Consider the following 15,358-nt stretch of genomic DNA (forward strand, 5'->3'; position numbering starts at 1 on the left):
AATGTTTTATTTGATTTCTTCAAAATCCACGTATTCTCCTTCTTCTTTGTCAAAAATCTTTTTCCGTCGTCGTACGGAGGTATTTCCTTCGTTGGAATAAGCATCGAAGGAATCTTCCTGTGGCTGACTGGAACTGGAGGTATAAGTGGTCCGTTGGGCAGAGCCGTTGCGTTGCATGCGTCGTTTGAATCCGAATATCATGCCGATGACTCTGGACAGGATGAAGAGTCCGATGAGCAGGACAACCAGTATGATGAAAAATATAAAGCCTAGAATATGGAACATTTTCTTTCGTTTTTAATTTAGATGGAACAAAAAACGTGCCACAATTTCCCCATCTATTTTTTGCGTGTCAGTAAGGATAAAAGAATGTACCATACGATGACAGCTGCGAATCCGCTCAACTGGAAGATAATCAGCAGTGGAATGCTGACAATCAGGAAGATATAACTTATCTTGTTGTGTCCCCATGACAAATCTTTAAACTTCAGGGAGAACATGGGCAGTTCGGCTACCAGCAACAATGACATGACAATTACCAGGATGAAGAGGTACAGGGCATTGAAGCTGTCGGAAATAAGAAAATCGTGTGCCCCTACGGTCAGTGAGCCCCAGAACAAGGCGTTGGCAGGGGTTGGCATGCCGATGAACGAGCTGGTCTGACGTTCGTCCAGGTTGAATTTAGCCAGTCGGAGGGCAGAAAATACAGCAATCAGAAAGGCCGTGTAGGGCATGAGTCCCGATAACGGAAGGAGAAAATCCGGATAATGCACCTCCTTGAACAGGGAGAAAGCAATGGCGGCCGGAGCCAGTCCGAAGGTAATGTCATCGGCCAGCGAGTCCAGCTCTTTCCCGATGGGAGAGGATACATGCAACAGACGGGCTGTCATTCCGTCGAAGAAATCGAACACCGCTCCCAGTACGATGAAAAGCAGTGCCCATTCGTATTTGCTATGAAAAGCCATGTAACAGGCTATGCATCCACAAAACAGATTACAACTGGTAATCGTGTTAGGAATATTTCGGATAATCGCGTGAGCCATGATGCTATATAAATAAGGTATATACTATTTTTTGATTAGGGCAAACGGGCAATCACTGTTTCATTGCCGGTTGTTTTCTGTCCCATAGTCACACAGACTTCTGTACCTAATGGCAGATACACATCCACCCGCGACCCGAATTTGATGAATCCCATGTGTTCGTCAATGTAACAATCCTCTCCCGGTACCGCATAAGTGACAATGCGTCGCGCCACCGCACCCGCAATCTGACGGGCCATGACGGTATGGCCTTCCGGTGTATCGATAACGACCATTGAACGTTCGTTTTCCGTGCTGGCTTTCGGAAGCCAGGCTTTCATGAAGCGTCCGTTATGATGGTCTACATGCTTCACCACTCCATCTACTGGATACCAGTTGGCATGTACGTTGGTGATGTCCATAAAGATGGAAATCATCAGGCGGCGGTCATGGAAGTATTCATATTCATCCACTTCTTCAATGACTACTACACGTCCGTCGGCCGGTGCCACTACCATTTTTTCCGTGTCACCTTTGAACAAGCGTATCGGACAACGGAAGAAATTAACCATCAGTCCATAGACAATGAGGCTTGCAATAGCTACTATATAGAATGGTATCTTACACTCAATTCCCCAATACAAAGCGGTATTTATAAGGAGTAATAAGATTGCACCGGTAATCAGAATGTGAGTTCCTTCGTGATGGAGGCGGATTTTTTTAAGTTTCTTTATTCTGTTCATTCGGGTCATAACAAAGTTGAATGTTTTTATCGTGCGAAGATAGGGCTATTTTAAGAACTCTGCAAATAATAGAATCAGAAAAACGTGTAGAAGGTGGGATTTCCTCTTTCTTAAAAGAGAAAAAAGATGATTTAAACCTCTTTTATAAACCTTGTAGAAAACATAAAAGTACTTGGATTGGAATATATGAGCGTTTCCTTGGAACAATTCAGTATAGATTGTGGACGCTTAAACATTTTGGAAATAGATAAAAGTTAATGTAATAAAATATGTTTTGTAGCCTTTTGTTTTTTATATTTCATTGAGAATTAATTGTTTTGTAATAGATGCGTTCTTATGTATACCTTTTGGTGAATATTTTTACCCCCTTAAATGAACTATTTTGTCCCACCTTTATATAATAAAACGGTACATTTGTGACGAAAACTTTAAAATCTAAATTTAATCTAAATTCATTGTATGCAAACCGAATTCCGAACTTTTCTATGGAGAAGGGGATTGAGCATAATGTTGTTCGTCCTGTTTTCTATGACTGCGGCTATGGCCCAGGTGCTCGTGAAGGGTACTGTGATCGATAAGGCAGGTGAAAGTGTCATTGGTGCCAGTATCCAAGTGAAAGGGACTACTCAGGGAACCATTACTGATGTGGATGGTAAGTTCTCTTTGACTGTGCCCGACAAAAAATCTGTCATTGTGGTTTCTTTTATTGGTTATGCCACGAAAGAACTCAAGGTGGATTCCTCTAAACCTATGTCTATTGTATTGGAAGAAGATACGAAGGTATTGGACGAAGTGGTGGTAGTAGGTTACCAGGAGGTGAGAAAGAAAGACTTGACCGGTTCTGTGGCCAAGGCGGATATGAAGGAATTGTTGAACACTCCGGTAGGTTCGTTCGACCAAACGTTGGGGGGACGTATTGCCGGTGTGAATGTATCTTCTAGTGAAGGTACTCCGGGTGGAACCATGAACATTGTGATTCGTGGTAATAACTCTCTGACGCAGGACAACTCTCCGTTGTATGTAATTGACGGTTTCCCGGTAGAAGATGCAACCATTGCTAGTACTATTAATCCTTCGGATATTGAATCATTGGATATCTTGAAGGATGCATCAGCTACAGCCATTTATGGTGCTCGTGGTGCAAATGGTGTAGTCATCATTACTACAAAGAAAGGTAAGGTAGGTAAGCCTCAGTTGACATACGATGGTAGTGTGACTATGCAGCATGTGACTCGGACTATTCCGATGATGGATGCGTATGAGTTTGTAAAACTGCAAGCGGAAATGTATCCGGATGCCATGACTTCTTCTTCAGGTGGTTATTTGATGAACTACGATGGAAAGCAGTGGACGTTGGAAGATTATCGTAACATTGATCAGTATAACTGGCAGGATGAAATTTTTCGTACAGCATGGCAGCATAGCCATAATCTACGTTTGACAGGTGGTACTGAAGGTATTCGTTACAACGCTTCTCTTTCTTATTATAATCAAGATGGTGTTTTGTTGAATTCTGGTTACGAACGTTTGCAGAGCCGTATGAATACGGTAGTTCGTCGTGGAAGATTGAACATGAGTTTGACAGCTAACTATTCTCGTGCAATTCAGACAGGTTCTACTCCTTCTGAAACTTCTTATAGTGGTATGAATAACTTGTTCTACAGTGTATGGGGATATCGTCCGGTTACTTTCCCGAACAGACCACTTAGTTCTTTGATGGACAGTGCGATGGATGATGCCGTGGACAACAGCAACGACTATCGTTTTAACCCGATTATGTCATTGAAGAATGAATATCGTAAAAATTATACCAACAACTTGCAGTTGAACGGTTTTGTAGAATATGAATTCATTAAAGGTTTGAAATTAAAGATTTCAGGTGGTTATACATACGATGCACGTAAACGTGACGTATTCAATAACTCTAAAACTCGTTATGGAGGTCCTACTTCTACTGATAAAGTAAATGCTGAAGTTGTACGTAACGAACGTTTGACGTGGTTAAATGAAAATACGCTGACTTATCAGACCAACATTAAGAAAAAACATTTCTTTAATGCATTGGCTGGTGTCACGTTCCAAAATTCAGACTACGAATATTATTCTTTCAAAACGACGCATATTCCTAACGAATCGCTCGGAATGGCCGGTATGTATGAAGGTCAAGCAAATACAACTAGTTCAAGCAAGAGTTCATGGTCAATGATGTCCTATCTGGCTCGTTTGAATTATAATTATATGTCTAAGTATTATGCAACTGTTTCCTTCCGTGCCGATGGCTCTTCTAAGTTTAGTAAAGACAATCGTTTTGGTTATTTCCCTTCTGGCTCTTTGGCATGGAGCTTTACGGAAGAGGAATTTATGAAACCTATTTCAAATGTTTTCTCTGCTGGTAAGTTGCGCTTGAGCTGGGGTTTGACTGGTAACAACCGTATTGATGAATATGACTATTATGCTCTGCTTCAGGTTCTGAAGGCAAAACAAGGTGATTATATATCTAATGGAAGTATTCCGAGTGGTGTGTATCCGTTTGGAGGAGATAATTCTACGGCAGGAGTTGTACCGGTATCTATTGCTAACAACAACCTGAAGTGGGAGACAACAGAACAATGGAACCTTGGTTTGGATTTGGGCTTTTTCAATGATCGCATCAATATTACGGCCGATATATATCGGAAGACAACTCGTGACTTGTTGCTGGATGCCTCTTTGCCATTGAGCTCTGGTTTCTATAGTGCGACGAAGAATATTGGTAAGGTTCGTAATGATGGTTTGGAATTGAGTTTGAGTACGGTAAACGTAAAAACAAAGAACTTTACTTGGACGACTGATTTCAATATTTCATTTAATAAGAATGAAGTGTTGGAGTTGGCTGAGAACCAGACTTCCTTATTGACTTCTGCTACTTTTGATAAGGATTATAACTCTCAGCCGAGTTACATTGCCCGTGTAGGTTACCCGATGGGTATGATGTATGGTTATATCTATGAAGGTACTTATAAGTATGATGATTTTAATAAGTCAGGTAACAGCTACACGTTGAAGTCAAATGTACCTCATTTCACTTCGGAAAGCAATACACAACCGGGTATGCCGAAATATAAGGATTTGAATGGTGATGGTATTATTGACTCAAATGACCGTACTATTATTGGTCGTGGCTTGCCTATCCATACAGGTGGTTTTACTAACAGCTTCACTTACAAAGGCTTTGATTTGAGCGTTTTCTTCCAGTGGTCTTACGGTAACGACATCTTGAATGCCAACCGTCTGTTCTTTGAAAGTTCAAACAACAAATCTCGTGAATTGAACCAGTATGCAAGTTATGCTAATCGTTGGACTCCTGAAAATCCGAATAGTGATATTCCGGCAGCTACTACATCTTCTTCCAATAAGGTCTTTTCTTCACGTGTAGTAGAAGATGGTTCTTTCCTTCGTTTGAAGACTGTGACATTGGGTTATACTTTCCCAGCTAATAAGATAGCCAAGGCAAAACTGACTAGTGCGCGTGTGTATGTAGCTGCTCAGAACTTGTGGACATGGACAAGCTATTCAGGTTACGATCCTGAAGTTTCTGTACGTAACAGTGCTTTGACTCCAGGTTTGGACTATTCTTCTTACCCGAGAGCTTATTCTTTGAGTTTTGGCGTAAGTCTGGGATTCTAATTTAAGTCATAATGATTTAATAAACAAAAAATTATGAAAGCATTAAAATATACAATTTTGTCTTTGATGTTCGGAGGGCTGGTTGTGTCTTGCGATTTCTTGGACAAAGAGCCAACAAAATTGACGCTCGATAATTATTTCACTACGGCAGATGAAGCCAGTTCTTTCCTTACAGGAATTTATGCGGAATTGGGACAGTCTACTTTTTATGGTGCCGATTACTTGTATCTGGTTGGAGGAGATGACCTCGAACATTATGGAGGTGTGAACCGTTCTCCGGTATCCAGCGGATTGATTTGTAATAACGCTACTTCCAGTGATGCAGCAGTAACAGGTTTCTGGTATACGCTGTATTCAGGAATTAATCGTGCAAACTTGTTTCTGGAAAACATTGACCGTGTGTCAGATATAAATGAGGGGGTGAAAGCACAGTATGTGGCAGAAGCCCGTTTCCTGCGTGCCTTCTACTATTTTAATCTGGTGCAGTGCTGGGGAGATGTACCTTTTCGTACGACAGCTACCAGTGATGTGATTGGTTTGGACGCTCCTCGTGAGGACAAACAGAAAATATATGATTTCATTATATCTGAAATGGAGGACGTTTCAGATGAAGAGAATGGTGGATTGCTAACGGCCGCTGAGTTGAATTATATGCCTGGTCATGTGTCTAAGTCCGCTGCATGGGGTATTTTGGCTCGTGTATTCCTGTTCCGGGCCGGTGAATGGCATCGCGATAATCGTGCGGCAACTGAGGTGGAAACTACTACTTATTTCTCTGAAGCATCCAAATATGCAAAAAAGGTGATGACATTAGGTAATCATGATTTGACACCAGATTACTGGGATTTCTTCATTGACTTATGTGCAAACCGTTATAATAGTTCTGGAAAGAACGAAAGTATCTGGGAGGCAGAATTTGCCGGAAACAATACCACTGATATCAAGGCAGAAGGTCGTATTGGTAATATTATCGGTCTGGCTGCTCCTGACATGTCTTCCAAGAGCAGCGTAGTAGGTTCTGCGGATCCGGGCTTTTCTTATGAATTTATATTTGCCACTCCGAAGTTGTATAAACTTTACGGTACAGACATTGCTGCTTCTACACTGGCTGATCCGGCAAGTGCGGAAGCTAAAGCATTGCGTGAGAAAGATGTTCGTTATTATTGGAATATCGCTCCGTTTAAATATGTGGAAGCTGGCGGTAAGAATACGGGTGTGACAGGACGTGAATTTTATGAACAGGCTGGTCTCAATTTCGTATTAGCACACGATAACGGACGTTCATATAGCTATGGTGATAAAGATGTGCTGACTACAGCTTCTTATGTAGATTATGCACGTGCATGTGCAAAGTTCCGTCGTGAATATGAGGCAGATAAAAAAGATAAGAATAGTACAGCTATTAATTTTCCGATTTTGCGTTATTCGGATGTGTTGTTGATGTTTGCTGAGGCTGAGAATGAGGTGAATGGTCCGACGGATGAAGCTAGAAATGCTTTGTATAAGGTAAGGAGTCGTGCTGGATTGACGGAGGCCCTGCCTTCCATGTCGAAAGATCAGTTCCGTCAGGCAGTGAAAGATGAACGGGCACGTGAACTTTGTTTTGAATACACCCGTCATTTTGACCTGATTCGTTGGGGAGAATTCGTGAACAATATGAATGCATTAGTAGAGGAAGCTACTAATGGACAATCAAGTGGCTGGAAACAAGGTCCTTCAAATGTGTATACTTATTTCCAAGTTTCTTCTGCCTATAACTATTTCCCGATTCCTGAGGCTGAAATGGCCGTGAATAAAGCTATAACAGAAAATAACCCAGGCTGGTAATAATCAGAATGTTTAATTTTAAAGTGTAAATCAATGAAACTATATAAATTATTTGCACTGAGTATGGTTACCTTCGCATTGGCCTCATGTGACAAGTCTTTGGAACAGGGACTGGAGGGAGCAAATGTCTCAGTAGAAGTAAATGACAATGTGGTGTCTGACGGACAGATTATTACCGTCTCCAAAGGTACACCAATCAAGTTCAATATTAATGGTGATCCTGATTACGTTACTTTCTTCAGTGGGGAAAGCGGACATAAGTATGCGTATCGTCAGCGTACGTTGATTGATATGGATCAGATTGAATCTTCAGAAATGACTTTCTCTGTGGAGGCTCAATATGGTAATCCTGCGGGAATCTTTCATCTGTATTATTCCGATCAGTTTACAGGATTGTACAAGGATGATTTTCAGGCCGATTCTTTGTTGGTAGAAGAGTCTTCGTGGACTGATTTTGTACCGATGAATGAATTGCCGCAAACAGCAGGAACCGCATCTTTTACCATAGATATGAAGCCTTATTTCGGAAAGAATATTACTTTGGCAGTGCGGTATAAAACGGTAGATGAGACAGCCACACAGTCAAAGATTATATTTAATGACATGAAGATTACCAACCATATGAAGAATGGTGATGTCATTGAGGTTGGGGCAAATGAGTTTGGCTTTACTCCGATAAATATGAGCTATAAGAGTCGTACACAAGCTCAGATTACTGATCTTCCGGCTGATTTGAAAGCCAGTGCGACAGCAGATATCGATGCGTTACAATATGCCACTGTGACAAACGGTGCTTCTGGCTTGTGGGCTTTGCATCAGATTGGTACAGGTAAATTCTGGATTAATAGTGCATCTGCTGATAAATCAAAGACTTATAGCTGGCTTGTTTCTGATTATTTGGTGGTAAATTCTTGTGAACCGGATGCTGGTGTGAGTGTAAAGAATATGGCTACTATGGTCAATTCTTATGAATATACCTATAATCAGGTGGGAACTTATACGGCTACTTTTTTGTTGAACAATGGAAACTTTGAACATGAAGCTTCTAAAGTGTGCAACATTATTATTAATGTAAAATAATTTAATACCATAGTATAGTTATGAAAAAATTAAAATCCTTATTGCCTTTTTTGCTGATGCTGTTTGCGTTAGTGGGATGTAAAACTGACGATTTGGAAAAGGACATCGACAGTTTGAAAGATCGTGTGACTAGTCTGGAAGCACAGGTAAGTCTGTTGAATGACAACTTGAATGCCATTCGTGTGATTTTGGATGGTTCTAAGACTATATCTTCTTATACTTCTGAGAATGGAACTTATACTTTGACGTTGAGTGATGGATCTACTATTGCACTGACACAAGGTTCAGAAGGGCAGATTGTAATGCCTGATATTACCATCAATGAGAATGGCCAATGGGTTTTGAATGGTGAAGTGATAGGACAAGCTACAGGGAATAGCGGTATCACTCCGAAATTTAACATCAGTGCTGATAAGTACTGGCAGGTTAGTTTTGATGAGGGTAAAACCTATGAATATGTACTCGATGAAAATGGTGAAAAAGTGGCAGCTACTACTTCAGGAAATGTCAGTGTTTCTGATGCCTTTTTTGAAGATGTGAAGGTGGAAAACGACATGCTGGTGGTAACCTTAAACGGTGGAGAAACATATTCATTGCCAATTGTTGCCAATTTGAAAGCAAATATCGTGGACCCGGCAGAAGGTTTCAAGAATGGTGTATGGACCATTGGTTATGGTGAGACCGTAACTACTGAGGTAGAAATTTCTGGAGACAATTATTTTGTCACAGTTCCTGCCGGTGGATGGACTGCTACATTGAGTGAAGTAAAAGAAGGAAAGGCTACTTTGACAGTGACTGCTCCGGCTCAGGCTTCTACCTTGAGTCGTGCTACTGCTGATAACTCTACAGAATTGGTTTTGCAGGTAAATAAGGGTATTAACTGGGCAATTGATAAAATCAAAGTGGAAGCAAAGACTGTCATTGCAAGTTATAAGGCATTGTATGATGTAGGTCAGACTCTGAACATTGGTGGACTTGAAATTAGTAAGGAAAAATATGGAGAGGCTACTATAGTAAATACTGAAGATTTTGATTTTAAAACAAATGGAGTTTATTTTATTGAACCTGGAATTTCTGTAAATTGGCAGTCTGCTACTAACTTTGATAAACTGATTTTGATTGGTAATAATTCTTCAGAGAAGAGTGTGTTAGCTCCGACGAAACAGATTAAGTTATCTGATGCAGATTCGGGAGATGGAATGCTTCTTTGTGCCAATTTGAAAATTGATGCGACTAAAGTAACGAATAATGATGGTGGATCTACTTATCTTCTGGCTCAAAACGGAAATACGGCATATAAGTATGCTAAATTCTACAATTGTGATATTACAACTCCGGCAAGTCAACCGTTGACTTATATTTCAACTTCTACAAGAAGTTTTGAAACGTTGTCTTTTGAAAATTGTATTTTTGACTATTCAGGAACTGGACAACAGTATTTAATTAGTTTAGGAAGTAGTACAGCAACTTATGGTACTTTAATATTTAAGAATAATGTCTTTTATAATAAAGAGGCTTCTTCTTTGATTCCTAAATTTAAGTTGTTTAATGGAACGAAGGCTACTATTAATAAGTTAGAGTTAGAACATAATACTTTTGTGAACATGGCTTGTGAAACTACTTTCTTTGTTTATGTGTCTAAATTAACAGATATTGTAGCCCAATATAATTTGTTCTATACAGATGTGGATTTGCCAAACGCATGTGGTGTTTTCCGTGTAATAGACACTCCGGCAACGGGCTCTGTTTGTGATAACAATATTGTTTATCGTAATGATGCATATAATTGGCAGATGTTCTATGGTGGTATTAAGAATGGTTTTGAGGGGGCTGTTGAAGTTGAACGTGTGGAAGAAAATCCATTTACTGGTGGAACATTTGATTTGTCTATTGGAACATTTGTCCCAAATGCTACTTATGCAGAATATGGTGCAAAATTTGAATAAAAACCTTTGAACCATGAAGAAACTGATATTTTTATTTATTAGTATATTCTCTCTCGTCGCACTGAACTCGTGCGACAAGAGAGACGATATCCGAAAGGATATTGATGATTTGAATTCTCGGTTAGATCAGTTGGAAGCAAATCTTCCTCAGTTTAATGAGGATATCTCAAATTATCAGGGATTGTTGGATGGAAAATTACTGGTAATGGGATATTCGTTGAGTGAAAATGGAGACTATACTGTGGAGTTGAGCAATGGAGAAACAATCCATGTTTGTAGTGGAAATCCTACAGAAGAACTTCCTCTGCTTTCAATTGGTGAAGGAGGATGGTATTATACACAAGACGGTGAGACTTATCCTTTGATGAACTCAAATGGACAACAGGCTCCGGCTTTGGGAGAAACAGGAGTGACTCCACAGATTCGTGTTGATGCACAAGGTATGTGGGAGTATTCATTGGATGGTGGATTGTCATGGCTGGGAAATATTGGTCCGGCTAATCCCGGAAAAGGTAGTGCGGGAACTTCTATCTTTACAGGAGTGAAAGTGGCAGATGATGGGTCTTCCTTGACTTTCGAATGGAAGAATGGAGATGAAACACTGAGCAAGACCATTTCTTTGTATGGCGGTTTGGCACTGACTGTGGAATATGGTTCAGGTCCGGTGGCTTTTGCCTTGGGAGAATCACGTGAATTTAATGTGACTCAGGAAGGAGTGGAAAACGTGGTGATTGAAACCAATACTTGGGGAGTAAAGCTGGATGAAACAAAAATCCGGGTAACTGCTCCCGTAGTCAATACACAAGGAAAAGAATATGAGGATAACATTATCCTGAAGATATTCTCGAAAGAAGGATATTGCAGGGTGGTGAAGGTTCCGGTGAAGTTATTAACAACAACAATCGATGAAAATTCTGCCACAGCGTGGCAGAATTTTTTGTTTAATAATGCCGAGAATGTATTGCTGGATTATTCGTATGCCGGATATGACCACGGTGAAAGTGTACCGGTGGACGGATTTGCTTGGGGATATAAAGTGATTAATGTAAAAGACCGCATGGACAAGGACCACTTGTCTGCACGCGAAGCTTTGATAAAAATCTTGGATGAAAACAAGCTGGTACGTGTTTCCAGCACTTCTGCTACAAATGCGAATGCAAAGATTGTGATTTATTTTCCGGCCGGTGATTATGATTTGCAGCCGGAAGGTAACTCTGAAAAATTCCCTGAAATTTATGGGGGAAATTTCGTGATAAAAGGTGACGGAGCGGGCAAGACACGTCTGATGATGAATAACTCGATTGGAACCAGTGAATCGACTACGGCTCCCTTGTTGGCAATCAAGCATACCAATAGTCCGACAAATATAAATAATTCTAAGGTTTTGGCGACGGTTTCTGAAAATGCAGCCAAAGGTAGTTTTAGTGTGAAGGTGGAATCGACCAGTGGTCTATCTTCAGGAAAATGGGTACAGCTTCGTTTGCGGAGTGGAGATGATGCCTTGCTCAAGGAAGAGTTGGGCCCAATCTATAATCAGAAGAAAGCAGCCTGGTCGGTGGCTCAACAGCCGGGATTATCTGGAAGCAATGAGGATGGAAAGGGAATTAATGTCATGGAATTTCATCAGATCAAGTCTGTCAGTGGAAATGTGGTGACTTTTTATGAACCGATTATGCATGAGGTGAATGTGGCTTACAAGGACTATGACGGTGGATGGGTGATTCGTGATTATAAATATTTTGAAAATGTTGGTGTAGAAGACCTGAGCTTTGTCGGTAAGGCCATTACTCCTTATTACCATCATGGAGAAGGACAGGATGAATCGAAAGCATGGCTGTATGACAGTGGATACGTACCTTTGCAGTTGAACCGCGTGGTAAATTCATGGGTGCGCAACGTAAGTTTTGAGAGTGTGAGTGAGGCCATTACCTTTGGGGAGTCGGCCAACTGCTCTGCCTATAATATTACGATCACAGGAAATCGAGGTCATTCGGCTGTACGTGCACAAGGTTCCAGCCGGGTATTTATCGGAAAGGTACAGGACGAAAGTGCTGATTCACGCGGACATGGGCAGTGGCACGGTTGTGGCGTGTCAAAGCCCAGCATAGGAACTGTAGTCTGGAATTGTAACTGGGGACAGGATGCTTGCTTTGAGTCACATGCTACTCAGCCTCGTGCGACGTTGTTCGACAACTGCCGGGGAGGTCTCGTCCGCTATCATGCGGGTGGAGCAGAAAATGAAGCCCCCAATCATCTTGCAGACCTCACTTTATGGAACTTGTATGTGACGGGTACAACTGATGAAAAAGGTGAGAATTTCGCTTCTGACTTTAAGTGGTGGGATGCAGGAAATATTTGGTGGAAAATATGTCCTCCTATTGTAGTTGGTACTCATGGCAATGCTGTAACGTTCTCGAAAGAAGAAGGTCAGGTGACTTATGAAGAAAGTACGGGTGCGAAGGTGACTCCGGAATCACTTTATGAGGCACAACTTCAGAAACGTTTGGGCTATGTTCCGGCATGGTTGAATGCGTTAAAATAATATTTCATTATAAATGCCCCGTAATAAAGATAAATTATTGCGGGGCAATTGTCCTTAAAAGGTAAACACTTAAACTAAATACAGATGAAAAGTAATCGTTTCAAGTCTTGGATAAGTCAGTTAGGCTTTGTGTTTTTCATTTTCTCTTTGTGTATCATGTCCTCATGTAAAAAAGACAATCTTTCAGCGGATGAGAGCACAGGGGCTGATTCTCCAACAGCAGATGGAGGCTTGGCACAACTGAATCGTGACATAGCTGATATGCAGCAGATAGCGGAAGGTAAGGTGAAAGTATTGACGTACACGAGGGAAAGTAGTGGCCGATATTTGGTGGAATTGGATAATGAGCATATACTTACCGTATATGCAGAGTCTGAACAAGTGAAGAAGAATTCCATTCCTTTGGTGGGAATTGATGCAGACGGATATTGGGTGTATGAACTGGATGGGCATACACAAACGTTGACAGATGCTGATGGACAGCCTGCTGCAGCCTTAAGTTCGACAGGAAAAGGTATATTAACTCCTCGTTTTCAGGTTGGAGAAAAGCGGTTTTGGGAGGTTTCATATAATGGTACTTCCTGGATGCAAATAGGGAATCGGCAAGTATGGGATACAGAAAAAGCATCGTCCGCTGCCTATTCTCCTTTTGCCGGATGTACGGTGGATGAAGATGCGCGGACCTTGTCGTTGTCGTTGCGTTGTGGAGAACAGGTGATTACATCACAAATAACCGGTAAGACTACAACGGAAGCATGGAACAAGTTTGTGGCTGGTTCTGCCGATAATGTCTTGCTGGATTTCTCTTATGCGGGGTATAAGCATGGAGAAGAAGAGGCTCCGGATGGATTCTCTTTAGGTTATCAGGTGGTGAATGTACGTGACCGTATGGTACAGAAGAATATGACGGCCCGAAATGCCTTATTGGATATTATGGCAGAATATAAATTAGATAAAGGCGTAAAAGAGGCTAAGGTGGTAATTTATTTTCCAGAAGGACGGTATGTCTTGCATAATGAGGAGGACAATACGTATGATCCTGATAAGACGGATTTTGATTCGGATGGAAAGGGAAATAATACCAGTAATGAGATTTTAATGTTTGGAGGAAACTTTATCATAAAGGGTGATGGGGCAGATAAGACATTTTTAGAAATGGAAACTCCTAATTTGCCTAAACAAAAGTCGGATATGTACTCTTCGCCGGTAATGATTAATATCAAGAATAATGCATGGCTGGGTACAAAATACGAAGTTATAGGAAATGCTGGAAAAGGCACTTTTACGGTGAAAGTATCCGGCTCGTCTAATTTTAAGGTTGGAGAATGGGTATGTCTCTATTTGCATGACAATAATCCGAAATTGGTTAAGCAAGAATTACTTCCTTATGCTTGGGAATCTAATATGACTAATATTTCCACGGAAGGTGTGCAGGTGGAAGATTACCATCAGATTGTGAGCATTAGCGGAGATGAAATCACCTTCAAGGAACCAATTATGCATGAAGTGGATACGCAGTGGGACTGGAAACTATGTAAGTATTCTTATTATGAGAATGTAGGTGTGGAAGACTTGACGTTTGTAGGACATGCTGTGGATGACTTCAAACATCATCGTAGTTGGATAGACGATGGTGCCTATAAACCTATTGCTTTTATGCGCGTGGTGAATTCATGGATGCGAAGGGTAAATTTTGAAAGTGTAAGTGAAGCTGCTTCTATTATTTCCAGTGCGAATTTTTCTGCATACAATATTGATATTAAAGGAAACCGAGGCCATTCGGCTATTCGTTCTCAGGGGTCCAGTCGCGTGTTTATTGGTGCTGTACGGGATTATACGGATGGCCCATTGGCTGATGCTTATCCTACGATGCAGAAGAATGCCGGGCAATATCATGCTTGTGGGGTATCGAAGCCTAGTATGGGAGCTGTAATTTGGAGAGTGACATGGGGACAGGATGCTTGCTTTGAGTCGCATGCTACCCAACCTCGTGCAACGTTGATAGATAATTGTACGGGTGGATTTGTACAATCTCGCCAAGGAGGAGATGCCAATCAAGTTCCTAACCACTTAAATGATTTGACAATTTGGAATATGTGTTCTACGAATACAAAAGTGAATGGAAATGGCACGCTTCCGGCAAACGGGGAGTTTGATTGGTGGCGTACGGGATGGCAATATTGGAAAATCCTTCCTCCAATAATTGTCGGTTTTCATGGTGAACCTGTCAAGTTTGTGCAGGAACAGGTGAAACTGGATGAAAGTAATGGCATTCCTGTAGAGCCTCAGTCACTTTATGAGGCACAGCTGGCACATCGTTTGGGAAGTGTTCCGGCTTGGTTGAATGCTTTAAAATAAGATGGAATGAAAAGCGGGCAAACTTACCGAAAAAAGAATATCGGTAGGTTTGCCCGTGTTTACTGAAGGCCCCAATCTAGGGACATTCAGTAAATAATATAAAATTAGCCAACTAATTCATACACAAAGTGTTGCGAATTAGCTGGCTTTTTTGTATCTTTAGGTATTCCCCCG

9 protein-coding genes are annotated in these 15,358 nt (G+C 41.1%); 6 read left to right on the forward strand and 3 right to left on the reverse strand.

All coding sequences use genetic code 11. The features are described from left to right. Positions 1-6: 6 nt before the first annotated feature. From OCV81_RS09360 to OCV81_RS09370, 3 genes are read right to left on the reverse strand one after another with little or no spacing between them, the layout of a single operon-like run. Positions 7-285 carry a DUF4834 family protein gene (locus tag OCV81_RS09360; protein ID WP_148329783.1) on the reverse strand — a complete coding sequence of 93 codons (279 nt, stop codon included), beginning with the start codon at positions 283-285 and terminating at the stop codon, positions 7-9. 53 nt (positions 286-338) lie between these two features. Beyond that, complete coding sequence (pssA, locus tag OCV81_RS09365; protein WP_022355090.1) at positions 339-1,043, reverse strand: CDP-diacylglycerol--serine O-phosphatidyltransferase; 705 nt, start codon at positions 1,041-1,043, stop codon at positions 339-341. Between the two features lie 35 nt (positions 1,044-1,078). Further along, a complete protein-coding gene (locus OCV81_RS09370; protein WP_148329792.1) occupies positions 1,079-1,765 on the reverse strand; it encodes a phosphatidylserine decarboxylase family protein in 687 nt (228 codons plus the stop codon). A gap of 507 nt (positions 1,766-2,272) precedes the next feature. Here OCV81_RS09370 and OCV81_RS09375 point away from each other — a divergent pair. The 6 genes from OCV81_RS09375 (at position 2,273) to OCV81_RS09400 (ending at position 15,184) form a co-directional block, all read left to right on the forward strand. After that, a complete protein-coding gene (locus OCV81_RS09375; RefSeq protein WP_394802531.1) occupies positions 2,273-5,431 on the forward strand; it encodes a SusC/RagA family TonB-linked outer membrane protein in 3,159 nt (1,052 codons plus the stop codon). Positions 5,432-5,464: 33 nt separating this feature from the next. Further along, the gene (locus OCV81_RS09380) at positions 5,465-7,258 is read left to right on the forward strand and encodes a RagB/SusD family nutrient uptake outer membrane protein (RefSeq protein ID WP_148329785.1); all 1,794 of its coding nucleotides are present in this window, start codon (positions 5,465-5,467) and stop codon (positions 7,256-7,258) included. A gap of 33 nt (positions 7,259-7,291) precedes the next feature. Beyond that, a complete protein-coding gene (locus OCV81_RS09385) occupies positions 7,292-8,338 on the forward strand; it encodes a DUF5017 domain-containing protein (protein ID WP_148329786.1) in 1,047 nt (348 codons plus the stop codon). Between the two features lie 20 nt (positions 8,339-8,358). Beyond that, the gene (locus OCV81_RS09390) at positions 8,359-10,284 is read left to right on the forward strand and encodes a PL29 family lyase N-terminal domain-containing protein (protein ID WP_148329787.1); all 1,926 of its coding nucleotides are present in this window, start codon (positions 8,359-8,361) and stop codon (positions 10,282-10,284) included. Between the two features lie 13 nt (positions 10,285-10,297). Then, positions 10,298-12,826, forward strand: coding sequence for a DUF4955 domain-containing protein (locus OCV81_RS09395; RefSeq protein WP_148329788.1), 2,529 nt, complete (start codon positions 10,298-10,300; stop codon positions 12,824-12,826). Between the two features lie 84 nt (positions 12,827-12,910). Further along, on the forward strand, positions 12,911-15,184 hold the full coding sequence (locus tag OCV81_RS09400; protein ID WP_148329789.1) for a DUF4955 domain-containing protein: 2,274 nt from the start codon (positions 12,911-12,913) through the stop codon (positions 15,182-15,184). Positions 15,185-15,358 lie beyond the last annotated feature (174 nt).

Origin of the sequence: Phocaeicola fibrisolvens, assembly GCF_025567125.1 — a bacterium.
GTDB lineage: Bacteria > Bacteroidota > Bacteroidia > Bacteroidales > Bacteroidaceae > Phocaeicola > Phocaeicola fibrisolvens.

Bases quoted from the DNA above. Each gene is read 5' to 3' on its own strand.
- OCV81_RS09360 (WP_148329783.1), bottom strand. From the start codon at position 285: ATGTTCCATATTCTAGGCTTTATATTTTTCATCATACTGGTTGTCCTG.
- pssA (WP_022355090.1), bottom strand. From the start codon at position 1,043: ATGGCTCACGCGATTATCCGAAATATTCCTAACACGATTACCAGTTGT.
- OCV81_RS09370 (WP_148329792.1), bottom strand. From the start codon at position 1,765: ATGAACAGAATAAAGAAACTTAAAAAAATCCGCCTCCATCACGAAGGA.
- OCV81_RS09375 (WP_394802531.1), top strand. From the start codon at position 2,273: ATGTTGTTCGTCCTGTTTTCTATGACTGCGGCTATGGCCCAGGTGCTC.
- OCV81_RS09380 (WP_148329785.1), top strand. From the start codon at position 5,465: ATGAAAGCATTAAAATATACAATTTTGTCTTTGATGTTCGGAGGGCTG.
- OCV81_RS09385 (WP_148329786.1), top strand. From the start codon at position 7,292: ATGAAACTATATAAATTATTTGCACTGAGTATGGTTACCTTCGCATTG.
- OCV81_RS09390 (WP_148329787.1), top strand. From the start codon at position 8,359: ATGAAAAAATTAAAATCCTTATTGCCTTTTTTGCTGATGCTGTTTGCG.
- OCV81_RS09395 (WP_148329788.1), top strand. From the start codon at position 10,298: ATGAAGAAACTGATATTTTTATTTATTAGTATATTCTCTCTCGTCGCA.
- OCV81_RS09400 (WP_148329789.1), top strand. From the start codon at position 12,911: ATGAAAAGTAATCGTTTCAAGTCTTGGATAAGTCAGTTAGGCTTTGTG.